The sequence below is a fragment of the Gardnerella leopoldii genome (genome assembly GCF_003293675.1).
Lineage (GTDB): Bacteria > Actinomycetota > Actinomycetes > Actinomycetales > Bifidobacteriaceae > Bifidobacterium > Bifidobacterium leopoldii.
On the sequence record NZ_CP029984.1, the window covers coordinates 230377 to 241855 of the forward strand.

An 11479-nucleotide genomic window follows, 5' to 3' on the forward strand; every position below is an offset into this window, starting at 1 on the left:
CGTTGCTATTGCTGCAACAATAGAATTATGAATTCTTCACCAGAAACTTCGCAAGTGACTTCGCAAGTGACGTCTAAAACTTCGCAAGTGACTTCTCCAGGAGCGCTTTTAGACGGGTTGGATGATTCGCAACGCGAAGCTGCTACCGCGCTAGAAGGGCCTGTGCGCATTATAGCTTGTGCAGGAGCTGGTAAAACGCGCACTATTACGCGCAGAATTGCGTATGCTTGCGCTACTGGTAAGTGGGATCCTGAAAGAGTTTTGGCAGTTACTTTTTCTGTAAAAGCAGCTGCGGAAATGAGATCGCGTATTGAGGCTCTTGGTGTAAGTAATGTTGGATGCGTCTCAACATTTCATTCTGCGGCTTTGCAACAAATTCGCAGCGTGTGGAACGACGTCTGTTCAGCACAATTCCCGTCAATTATGAATGATTCTCAGCAAATCATAGCTTCTGCGCTTAAACGTTATCCAGATTTTGCAGATATGACTTTGTTGCAAACTCGCGATATTTTGGCAGAAATTAATTGGGCGAAAGTTTCGCTTATTGCGCCTGACGATTACTTGCGTGTGTGCGCTTCTACGCATCGTTTGCCTCCTGCAGGCATAGAGCCGCAGCAATTTGTCGATATATATGAAGCTTACGAAACCGAAAAAAATGCGCATACTTGCATCGATTTTAACGATATTCTTCTACTTTGCTGCCATATTTTACGAAATTTTCCGGAAGCTGCAAACCGTATTAAGCAATCAATCGGATGGATCACAGTTGATGAATATCAGGATGTGTCTCCTTTACAGCATGAATTGTTGCGATTATGGATGGGGCAGAACCGCGATATTTGCGTAGTGGGCGATCCTGCGCAAACAATCTACTCGTTTGCAGGTGCGAATAGTTACTATTTGCTTTCATTTCCGCAAGAATTTGCGCCTCTTGGTGCAGATATTAGTTTGAATACTGACTACCGCTCCACAGAACGCATCGTAGGTCTTGCTAATAGAGTGCTTGCTGCTTCTGCACATAAAAAGGATTACGTAAAAGTTAAAGCTGTAACGAAAGGTGGTGTTCGCGTTAGTCAGCAAGTTTTTGCCACCGATGTTGAAGAAGCTTTGGGCGTGGTTGAGCAAATTGCAAAACTTGTAAAAAGCGGTGCTGCGCATCTTGGGGAGTGCGCAATACTAACGAGAACCAATGCTCAACAGCAAGTAGTTTGTAAAGCGTTAAAAGTAGCAAAACTTCCGTATCGCGTGAGAAAAGACGTGGGGTGGCAGCGAAATGTTTTAGAGGATGCACAAAGCTATGGTGCTCAAGGTATTTCTGACGTTTTTGCATCTTCTAATATTTCAACTGTTACTGTTTCAACTATTCATGCTGTTAAAGGTTTAGAGTTTGCGCATGTTTACGTAATTGGCTGTTCTGAAGGGCTTATTCCTTTTGGCTCTACGGCTGATGACAGTGCCTTGGAAGAAGAGCGCAGACTTATGTACGTTGCAATAACTCGCGCAGAAAAGACTTTGCATCTTTCTTACGCTTCTAGAAAAGACAGTGGAACTGGCATGAATCGTGTGCCTAGCCGCTTTCTGGCTTAATCTCGCGGCATAAACTTTACGCTCGTGCACAGTTTATGCCGTTTTTTGGCTTGCAACCGACTTTTTCTTTACACAATTGCACAGTTTATGCCGTTTTTTGGCGTGAAAGCGGCATAAATTTTACATAGTTGCACAGTTTATGCCGTTTTGAGCGTTGAGGTCGATTATTCAGCTGGATTGTTATTGAATCAGGAGTTTTATTCGCCGTCAGCATCAGTTTCGTCGGAATTGCCGGATTCGTTACTGTTTTTGTTACCAGATTCGTTGCCAGCTTCGTTACCGGATTCGCTGTTTTGCTTCTTTTGGCGCGCATCCTCTTCCAAAAGCTTGCTAAGTTCAGCATCCCAATCATTTGTGCCTAAATCGTCTTCTGTTAATTTTTCAAACGATTTTTCGTTAGGCGCATTTTCGATAGCGTTAGCAGTATTTTTGTTACTTTCGTAATTGTCCGCACTTTCGTGACTTTCGCTAGTTTTTTCAGTTGCTTCATTAGTTTGATTAGACTGAGTTTCTGTTGCATTTTTTGCAGCAGTTTCCGTTGCATCCTCAGCATCGATTTCCTTCGTAACTACGTTACCTGCGTCACCTGCGTTACCAGCTTTACCTTCGTTACCTGCGTCACTAGCGTCTTTCGTAACTTCGCTAGCTTCCGGCAAAGTTGGCAACAAATCTGGATGACTCCACAAGCTATCTCGCTCTTCAATACCGCGCTCGCGAGTCAACTTTTCCCACAATTGCGATGCCTCACGCATACGGCGAGGGCGCAAATGCAAACCAAGTAACGATTCAAACGTCACTTCTGCAGGTCCTCCCGCAGCTCGCTCGCGACGCATCATCTCTCGCAACTGCTCAATGTGCACAATATGAGCCATTCCAGACTGCCATGTAACGCAATCAACCCAACCTTCAACAAGTGCAAGTAAAGTTTCCAAACTATGCAAAGCTTGACGCTGCTCTTCAGAATCATTGCTGCCAATATTTTGCAAATTAACAGCTCCTGAAATTGCTTCCGGATTCATTGTTTCCACGTCGCGAAGCTGTTCTTCCATAGCTTCTAAGTCAATGTTTATTCCGTTTGCGTACTTAATAATCAGCGCTTCAAATCGTGGCATAAGCCATGGCACGGATGCAAATAATCTTGCGTGTGCAGCTTCTCGCAAAGCCAAATAATTCATGACTTCTGTAATATCCAATTCCCACACTTTTGCATACTCAATGCAATTATATGGAATTAATCCGCCTGCAGGATTTTGTAAAAGCGCAAGACCTTGATCAAAACTGCCGTGCACTTCGTGTGAAAGTGCTCCAGCTGCTTGACCTAGTTGCATAGCAAACGAAGTGTTTCCAAGCAGTTTCATTAGTTGCGCTGGATTATTCATTCCTTCAGGCAGCGGAATTGGCACAACTCCTGCAAATAATCCTTTTACTTCAGCATCATCCACATCTTGGAATCGCTCTTCAATAACAGAAGTGAGTGCTTCATTTACTGATTTTGCAACAGGATTAGCGAATTTAACCCAAGCTTCAAGCGTTTTTTCTACCCAATCAGCTCTAGACAATACTTCTGGCGTTCCAGGAGCAGGATTGAAATTGCACGTTATATCTAGCCACAAGTTCGCTTGGCTTAAAGCTCTTCGTGTGGCATCTGCTACGTCTGCATTTACATTTCCTTGATCGCCATTAGCGTGCTGTAAAGCAATAGATTGCGCTAACTTGCGATTAATTGGACCTTCTTCAAGTGTTGCTTCCATTTCGTACGGATTATTAAGACCGCCCGCACTAAAAGCTTGCATCATTCCGCGAACTTCGTCTGGTTTAGGAAGCTTATCTGGATTCTGATTTAAGAGTTGTTCGCGTAGCTCAAAAGGAAGCTGATCAAGTTGTTTCCATGCTTCTTCTCCTTGTATTGGCCCAAAGCATTCAATGAGCCATTGGTGAATTGCATCGTCATTCATGAGCGTATCCTTCTCGTGCCACGTGTTGCATAATTTACAGTTTTTATTTTTATACGTTTCGTACCTGCACGTATTTGTACGTATTTTATAAGTATTTATACGTATTTTACACGTCTTTATATGCGAGTTTAGCGCATCTTCTTAATAAAAATATTTTTTAATACAAATATTCTACTCGATAATATGGTTTTATGCGCTATAACTTGCGTGCAAATATATTTTAAAGCAAAACTATATAGGGCTTGTGTCATGATACAAGCATGTTTCGCTTTTCTACAGGTGCTAGTGTATTCCGTACGTGTTTTAAATTCTTGCGCTCGCTGCCTCATGCTTTAGTTTTGTACATTACTTCGCATTCTTTGCGATATTTTGCAGGATTCTTTACAGTAGTTGTTGCAATTTTTGCGTTGTCGCTTCCAAGCGCATACGTTGTAGAAGAGCCTGGTCCAACGCAGGATGTTTTAGGATCCCTATCAAATACTCCTGTGATTGATATGTCTGGTTCTCGAGTAAAAGAGAATCATGATACTGGTAAGTTATTGTTGATTACTGTCAATGTTTCTGGTGTTCCTGGATATGAAGTTTCAACATTTTATTCATTGACTTCATGGATGGATCCTCATAAAAGTTTGCTGCCTCGTGAAGCTATTGTGCCAGTAGGGCAGAGCGCTGACGAGTATGAGAAGGAATCCACAAACGAGATGGATGATTCGCAAAGTCTTGCTCAAAATGTTGCGTTGCAGTACGCGTCTAAGCATCTTGGAATTAAAAAAGAAGATGTAAAAGTTCGTTTACATATTGAAGATATTGGTGGACCGTCTGCCGGAATGATGTACACTCTAGGAATTCTTGACAAACTTACTCCTGAACAAGAAACTGGTGGTAAGACGATAGCCGGAACTGGAACTATTGAAAAATCGCAAAAAATTGGAGAAATTGGCGGTATTCGGTTAAAGATGATTGCAGCTAAAAGAGATGGGGCCACTTGGTTCTTAGCACCTTACGATAATTGCAATGAAGTTGTTGGGCATGTGCCACAAGGCTTGCGCGTTGTAAGTGTAAAAACATTGGATGATGCTTACAGAGCGTTAAAAGCTATTGGTTCTGGTCATGGGGCAAATAAATTGCCAAGCTGCAATGTGAAATAAAACTACAAACCAAATAAAACAGAAAATAGATAAAAAAGAAAGTGGGCGATGAGGGACTCGAACCCCCGACATCCACCGTGTAAAGGTGGCGCTCTAGCCAGCTGAGCTAATCGCCCGTTCGCAACAAATTAAAAACATACATGATGGTGTGTACGAATGCAACGTGTGGCGCGCGTCGTAACAATCGCGTACAGTATACTGAATAAGAACATGTGCTCAGGAGGTCGATATTCGATGGCTCAGAAACCTGATACCGCTCGTAATGCTTCAGCAATGGAGCGTGTGGGTAAGCGTAAGTTAGGATATAACGTCGCGCAGGTGAATGCTTTTCTAGAGCGCGCTCACACTTTGTACGAAAGCGATGAAGCTCGACTCACGCAGAAAGATATTCAAGAGGTTTCTTTTGACTTGGAGCGTAATGGTTACATTATTGGTCAAGTTGATGCTGCGTTATCGCGTTTGGAACGTGCGGTAGTAGATAAGTGCACTGAGCAAGAATTGGCGCAATGCGGACGAGTTGCATGGAAAGCTCGTGTAGAAGCGCTTTATCGTAAACTTTTGCAACATGCGCAAAGAGATTATCGCGATCGTTTTGATCGTGGCTCTTCGCGTCACCCATCTTATGCGCGTAAACAAGTGGATATTATGGTTGATCAAGCCTTAGATAAGATTGCTCTTATGCTTGGTCATGAGCTTGAGTGGGAAACCGACAAAGAAACATTGCAAGATATTGATTCTGCTTATGTTTCTAATGTGATTTTTACGCAAAAAAACGGTAAGCACGGTTATGATGAGCGTCAAGTTGATTATTATTTAAACGCTTGTGTGCGTTTGCTTAGCAGCTTGGAATCTTTTGAGCGTGTAGAACAGTATGTTGATGCGGATAATAGTAGTTCCTCATACTCTCGAGCAGAATCTGAATCTTATTCTGCTCCTGCTTCTGTTCCTCCTTCCGTTCCACCTTCTGTTATTCCTGTAACTAAAGCTGAAGAGCCTGCTAAATCTTCAGAATCTACGGAATCTTATAACCATTATGAAGAGCCTGTTCCATCATTTGCTCCTTCAATAAAGCCTGCATCTGATTTCAGTGCTGCTTCTGCAGCTTCTTCTGCTTCTGCCACTGAACCTTCTGCTTCTTCAATATTCAAACCTGTTGAGGATGCTGTGGAAGATGAAGACACTGCGGATAGGTTGCCTAAGATTGCACCTCGCTCAATACCTAGCGTGCCAAATCATGATAAACAAAGCATTTTTGCTCCTGTAGATTATGCTAATCAAGATTCCAATGATTCGTTTGAAGCGTTAAATAAGTCTGAGCGCGCAATATTTACACCTCATGCTGCTGCAAGTAAGCCTTCTAATGTTCTTAACGATACTGATAGCAATGATGAGCTTTTGCAAAGCGCTACAGTAATGCGAAACTCTTCTGAATCTTCTGTACTACCTCCTTCTTTCACTCCTGCAGCTCGTAATCGCAATAATTCACCTGCTGCACCTAAGCCTGTTGCTGCTCCTGCACCGGCTCCTGCTGAGTCAATTCCATCATTTGCTCCTCAAGATCCTGCACAGCATTCGTCGCAGCATTCCTCGCTTAATATTCCGGAGTTGCATGTTTCTGATTTGCAGCCGAGTAAGCCATTGAGTTTAGATATTCCAGATTTGTCATTCCCAATTATTGGCCATATTGATGAATCTACTAATTTCGGTAGCTCTTCTCAAAGCGGCGACGATTCGGAAAATAACGATCGTAATTAATCTAACTATTAAAAAAGATATAGTTTGATTCATGCCATTGTATCGCGATGAAGCTGTTGTGCTTCGTACTTTTCCTTTAGGTGAAGCGGATAGGATTGTTGTGCTTCTTACTAAGCGGCATGGTAAAGTTCGTGCTGTTGCGAAGGGAGTTCGTAGGCTTAAATCACGTTTTGGTGGTCGTCTTGAGCCGCTTATGCGTGTTGATTTGCTTCTTGCGCAAGGTAAATCTTTGGATGTAATCTCGCAGGCTGTTTCTATTGCTGCTTATGCTGGTGAAATTTGTGCAGATTATACGTCCTATGAGTATGCAAACGTCATGCTTGAAGTTGTGGATTTGCTTGTTTCTAACGAATATACAGATGAATACAGGCGTGAATATCAAGATACGCTAGGGCAGTATCGTCTGCTTACTGCGGCTTTACTTTCATTGTCTAAGCATAAGCATTCTCCTGATGCTATTGGCATGTCGTATATATTGCGAGCATTGTCATTAGCTGGGTGGTCTCCGCGACTACAGGCTTGTGTTGTATGTGGCAAAAATGAAGATTTATGCTATTTTTCGCCTTGCACAGGTGGAATGATGTGTGCAAGCGATCACACTCCGGATTCAATAGTTTGTGCTAATTCGACGCGTTTGCAATTGTGTGCGCTTGCGCAAGGAAACTGGTCTGTTCTTGACGGAGTGTCGGTTGATTCTTCTACTATGCGATGCGTTCAGCAATGGGCTGAATATTATCTTGAGCGACCTATTCGTTCGATGGGGTTGTTACATTCGTAAGTATGGCTTTTGAAAACGTGGATTATAAGTCGCTTGATATTCCAGCGGCTCCTTTTAGTGACCCTTCTCGCATACCAGATTTTCCTAAGGGCAAAGTGCCTCGTCATGTCGGTGTGATTATGGACGGAAACGGACGCTGGGCAAAAGAGCGCGGAATGATTCGAACCGAAGGTCATAAAGCTGCAGAACCGGTAGTTTTTGACGTTATTGCAGGAGCTATAGAAGCAGGAGTTCGTTATTTAAGCTTATACACTTTTTCTACCGAAAATTGGAAGCGATCTCCGCAAGAAGTGCGCTTTTTAATGGGATTTTCTAGGGAGATTATTCATAGGCGAGTTGCACAAATGAACGAGTGGGGAGTGCGAGTTCGTTGGGCAGGTCGTCGTCCTCGTTTGTGGAAGTCTGTTATTGACGAGTTGGAAAAAGCGCAAGAAATCACCAAAAATAATAAAACCATTGACGTTGTTTTTTGCATAAATTACGGCGGTCGTGCGGAAATTGCGGATGCTTGCGCGCAAATTGCGAAAGAAATTCGAGACGGCAAAATTAAAGGCGATCGCGTAAGTGAAAAAATGATTGCTGAGCACTTGTATAATCCGGATATTCCAGATTGCGATTTGGTGATTCGCACTTCCGGCGAGCAGCGCACTAGCAACTTTTTGCCTTGGCAAGCATCCTACGCGGAACTTGATTTTGTGCCGGAACTATTCCCGGATTACGGCCGCGAAGCGCTGTGGAGATCAATCGACCGTTATGCGCATCGCGATCGCAGATTTGGTGGCGTAAAAAACGCCTAGTATCTCACTAAGATTTGTTACTTTTCGCTAGCGAGCCAAGCGCAAGCTGCTACAACTGCAGCTGCTAATCCGCGATTAAGAGTGGGCTGCAAATCTGGGGCGAATGCCGGATTGTGATTTCCAGGAGCATTCTGCATATCCGCAAAACCACCTAAGCCCCAGTAAGCGTAAGGAGTTTTAAAAGCGTTCGCGACTATAGAAAAATCTTCCGAAGCAGAAGCGCGCGAAATATCTACAGAATCTTCTCCAAAGTATTCATCAAAAGCTTTACGCACGCGCAAAGACGCATTCTGATCATTATTCGTAAGCGGATAGCGATCATAATACGTAAACTCTGGTTCTTTAGGACATCTTGCAAGCTCGCACTCTCCACGCACAATTCGTTCAATAGCATTGTGCACAAATTCTTGAGTATCTTCGCTATAAGTTCTTGTGTTAATTAAAAGCTCGGCATCATCAGGAATAATATTCGACTTACTTCCTGCATTAAGCGCGCCAACTGTAACAATTGCGTAATCTTTAGCTGCAAGTTCGCGAGAAACAATCGTCTGCAATTTAAGCACAATTGATGAAGCAACAACCACCGGGTCAACGCTCAACTCAGGCATAGAACCATGCGAACCTTTACCAAAAATGTGCACGCGAATCGAAGCTGCAGTAGTTAAGAATGCGCCCGAACGAATACCGACTGTTCCTGCAGGAATAGCACCCAACACATGCTGACCAAGGTAAACGTCGGGCTTTGCAATCATGCTCGTAATGCCATTTTCCACCAAGTCTTTTGCGCCTTGAGCTGTTTCTTCTCCAGGCTGAAAAACGCCAATGTACGTTCCTCTCCAAGCATCTTTATGTTCATTAAAAGCCTTCAAGGCACCAAGTAGGCTGGAAATATGAAAATCGTGACCGCAAGCGTGTGAAACTCCAACCGTTTTGCCATTTTCGTCTTGCGTGCTAACTGTTGAAGTGTAATCTTTTCCTGAATTTTCTTTAATTGGAAGCGCATCGATATCCGCTCTCATAGCAACAACAGGACCTTCGCCGTTTTTAATTTCTGCCACAACGCCTGTTTTTCCAACTCGCTTTGTTTCAATCCCAGCTTTGCTAAGAATATCAATAATTGTTTGAGCTGTATGATCTTCTTTCATTGACAGTTCAGGATGTTGATGAAAGTATTTGTATTGTTTTTCTCGTTCTGCTTGGGTTTCATCTAAATCGGATAATATTTTTTGAACTGCCGTAAGTTGCAGCATAAACTCCTGCTTTCTTTTGTTTTATTATAACTTTTTTGAGTTTTGAGATTATTTGAGATTATTTGATTTCAGTTTTATTCTTCTTTATTTCGTTCGTTGAGAATTTTATCTATAAGCGCACTTTTTGCGTCAATTTGATTGCTAAAACCAGGGCGAATATCTAATTTTAGTATTACTCCGGTACGGTATCCTTTGCTGACTAAAGCCATCGTAGCGTCTTTTACAACGCTCATAACGTCATCAAATTCGCCCTCAATATTCGTGAACATTGCGTTAGTTTCGTTCTTTAATCCAGAATCGCGAATTACTTGTACGGCATCCGCCACGTACTCGCTCAACTCGTCTCCGACTCCGCTTGGAGCAATACACAACGCTGCGACCGTGTTAGTTTTGTGAGCGTTTGTGCAACTATTTTCGCAATTCTTTGCGTTTTTATCTTTGTTATCTTTATTATTTTCACTCATAGTAACAATCCCTTTAAAATCGTAATCTTACGCAAATTTAGCAAAACAAGACAACGCCAAATAATGCGTCAACAAACTTATAAATTTGCGTTACTTTAACAGTTACTTTAACAATTTTACAAGCGTCACAGGGTTTTTCTATAATAGCAACGTTTTCACCCGAATTTTCTAGTTTTACGAAAAGGTGTATTGTGGCTGTTTCAAAGCTTGATGAAGTCGTCTCCTTGGCTAAGCGTCGAGGATTTGTGTTCCCAGCCGGCGAAATTTACGGTGGCACGCGTTCTGCGTGGGATTACGGCCCGCTTGGTGTTGCGTTAAAAGATAATATCAAGCGCGAATGGTGGCGCTACATGGTGACCACGCGTGGAGATGTTGTTGGAGTGGATACTTCCGTTATTCTGCCTTCACAGGTGTGGGTTGCCTCCGGTCACGTTTCCGTGTTTAACGATCCTTTGATCGAGTGCTTGAATTGCCATAAGCGTCATCGTGCAGATAAGTTGGAAGAGTCTTATGCTGAAAAGCATGGCGATAAAATGCCAGAAAATGGCTTAAAAGACATTGCTTGCCCAGATTGCGGTACTCGCGGAAACTGGACTGAGCCACGTGACTTCAACATGATGCTTCGCACTCATTTAGGACCGGTTGAAGACGAAAATAGCTTGCATTATTTGCGTCCAGAAACAGCTCAGGGCATTTTCGTTGACTTTAAGAACGTCATGACTTCTACTCGTCAAAAGCCACCTTTCGGTATTGCAAATATTGGTAAGTCTTTCCGCAACGAAATTACGCCTGGAAACTTCATCTTCCGCACTCGCGAGTTTGAGCAGATGGAAATGGAATTCTTCGTAGAGCCTGGAACCGACGAAGCTTGGCACCAGTATTGGATTGACACTCGCGTGCGTTGGTATGTTGATTTGGGTGTGAAGCCAGAAAACTTGCGCATGTATGAGCATCCTAAGGAGAAGCTCAGCCACTATTCCAAGCGCACTGTCGATATTGAATACAAATTCGGCTTCCAAGGTTCGGATTGGGGAGAGCTTGAGGGTATTGCAAACCGTACTGACTACGATTTGTCTGCTCATGCTAAGCATTCCGGCGAGGATTTGAGTTACTTTAACCAGGCTACTGGCGAAAAGTATGTGCCTTACGTTATTGAGCCTGCAGCTGGTCTTACGCGCTCGCTTATGGCATTCTTGGTTGATGCTTACGACGTTGACGAAGCTCCAAACACTAAGGGCGGAGTTGACAAGCGCACTGTTCTTCGACTTGATCCTCGTTTGGCTCCTGTTAAAGCTGCAGTTTTGCCTTTAAGCAAGAAGCCAGAATTGCAAGCTGTTGCTCAAGATTTGGCTGCAGATTTGCGTCAGCATGATTGGGTTATCGATTACGATGAGGCTGGAGCTATTGGTCGCCGCTATCGTCGTGAGGACGAAATTGGTACTCCTTTGTGCGTAACAGTCGACTTCGATACTTTGGAAGATCATGCTGTTACAATTCGCGAGCGCGACACTATGCAACAAGAGCGCGTTTCCTTGGACAAGGTTGCAGATTACGTTGCTAGCCGAATTAACGAAAAACGTGTTAAGTATCCGCAAGGTCCTGTTGAAATCGTTGGTACTCGTGCAGCCGACGGCGCTACGGATATTGCTAAAGAAGCTGGCGAAGACGAGTCTAAGCCTGTACAAATCGCTACTGCTGGCGGATTGTACTAATACGCGTTTGAGTAGTGCTTAAGCATTAATAAG

At 43.3% G+C, this 11479-nt stretch carries 9 protein-coding genes and 1 tRNA gene; 6 read left to right on the forward strand and 4 right to left on the reverse strand.

Annotated elements, in window-relative coordinates; genetic code table 11:
* The first annotated feature begins 27 nt into the window (after nt 1-27).
* Nucleotides 28-1587, forward strand: coding sequence for an ATP-dependent helicase (locus tag DOD25_RS01040; protein WP_064340285.1), 1560 nt, complete (start codon nt 28-30; stop codon nt 1585-1587).
* Nucleotides 1588-1784: 197 nt separating this feature from the next.
* Here DOD25_RS01040 and DOD25_RS01045 read toward each other — a convergent pair whose 3' ends face one another.
* Complete coding sequence (locus DOD25_RS01045; protein WP_064340284.1) at nt 1785-3542, reverse strand: zinc-dependent metalloprotease; 1758 nt, start codon at nt 3540-3542, stop codon at nt 1785-1787.
* 260 nt (nt 3543-3802) lie between these two features.
* On the opposite strand from DOD25_RS01045, the gene DOD25_RS01050 reads away from it, so the two are divergent.
* Nucleotides 3803-4690, forward strand: coding sequence for a YlbL family protein (locus DOD25_RS01050; protein WP_082851890.1), 888 nt, complete (start codon nt 3803-3805; stop codon nt 4688-4690).
* A gap of 42 nt (nt 4691-4732) precedes the next feature.
* Here DOD25_RS01050 and DOD25_RS01055 read toward each other — a convergent pair.
* Nucleotides 4733-4806 (reverse strand) — tRNA-Val (locus DOD25_RS01055).
* 118 nt (nt 4807-4924) lie between these two features.
* Between DOD25_RS01055 and DOD25_RS01060 the strand changes: the two genes are divergently transcribed.
* Genes DOD25_RS01060 through DOD25_RS01070 form a run of 3 tightly spaced genes read left to right on the forward strand, consistent with a single transcriptional unit; the run spans nt 4925 to nt 8020 of the window.
* The gene (locus DOD25_RS01060; RefSeq protein ID WP_064340669.1) at nt 4925-6445 is read left to right on the forward strand and encodes a DivIVA domain-containing protein; all 1521 of its coding nucleotides are present in this window, start codon (nt 4925-4927) and stop codon (nt 6443-6445) included.
* 31 nt (nt 6446-6476) lie between these two features.
* Nucleotides 6477-7223, forward strand: a complete 747-nt coding sequence (gene recO, locus DOD25_RS01065; protein ID WP_004573900.1) for a DNA repair protein RecO — start codon at nt 6477-6479, stop codon at nt 7221-7223.
* Between the two features lie 2 nt (nt 7224-7225).
* The gene (locus DOD25_RS01070) at nt 7226-8020 is read left to right on the forward strand and encodes an isoprenyl transferase (protein WP_004105147.1); all 795 of its coding nucleotides are present in this window, start codon (nt 7226-7228) and stop codon (nt 8018-8020) included.
* Nucleotides 8021-8037: 17 nt separating this feature from the next.
* Here the strand turns inward: DOD25_RS01070 and DOD25_RS01075 are convergent, their stop codons facing one another.
* Together DOD25_RS01075 and DOD25_RS01080 are read right to left on the reverse strand one after the other, a co-directional pair.
* Nucleotides 8038-9270, reverse strand: coding sequence for a M20 family metallopeptidase (locus DOD25_RS01075; protein WP_004573901.1), 1233 nt, complete (start codon nt 9268-9270; stop codon nt 8038-8040).
* A 74-nt stretch (nt 9271-9344) separates the two neighbouring features.
* Nucleotides 9345-9734 carry an MTH1187 family thiamine-binding protein gene (locus DOD25_RS01080; RefSeq protein WP_064340585.1) on the reverse strand — a complete coding sequence of 130 codons (390 nt, stop codon included), beginning with the start codon at nt 9732-9734 and terminating at the stop codon, nt 9345-9347.
* A 191-nt stretch (nt 9735-9925) separates the two neighbouring features.
* On the opposite strand from DOD25_RS01080, the gene DOD25_RS01085 reads away from it, so the two are divergent.
* A complete protein-coding gene (locus tag DOD25_RS01085) occupies nt 9926-11446 on the forward strand; it encodes a glycine--tRNA ligase (RefSeq protein WP_004105144.1) in 1521 nt (506 codons plus the stop codon).
* Nucleotides 11447-11479: the final 33 nt, after the last annotated feature.

Bases quoted from the DNA above. Each gene is read 5' to 3' on its own strand.
- DOD25_RS01040 (WP_064340285.1), top strand. From the start codon at position 28: ATGAATTCTTCACCAGAAACTTCGCAAGTGACTTCGCAAGTGACGTCT.
- DOD25_RS01045 (WP_064340284.1), bottom strand. From the start codon at position 3,542: ATGAATGACGATGCAATTCACCAATGGCTCATTGAATGCTTTGGGCCA.
- DOD25_RS01050 (WP_082851890.1), top strand. From the start codon at position 3,803: ATGTTTCGCTTTTCTACAGGTGCTAGTGTATTCCGTACGTGTTTTAAA.
- DOD25_RS01060 (WP_064340669.1), top strand. From the start codon at position 4,925: ATGGCTCAGAAACCTGATACCGCTCGTAATGCTTCAGCAATGGAGCGT.
- recO (WP_004573900.1), top strand. From the start codon at position 6,477: ATGCCATTGTATCGCGATGAAGCTGTTGTGCTTCGTACTTTTCCTTTA.
- DOD25_RS01070 (WP_004105147.1), top strand. From the start codon at position 7,226: ATGGCTTTTGAAAACGTGGATTATAAGTCGCTTGATATTCCAGCGGCT.
- DOD25_RS01075 (WP_004573901.1), bottom strand. From the start codon at position 9,270: ATGCTGCAACTTACGGCAGTTCAAAAAATATTATCCGATTTAGATGAA.
- DOD25_RS01080 (WP_064340585.1), bottom strand. From the start codon at position 9,734: ATGAGTGAAAATAATAAAGATAACAAAGATAAAAACGCAAAGAATTGC.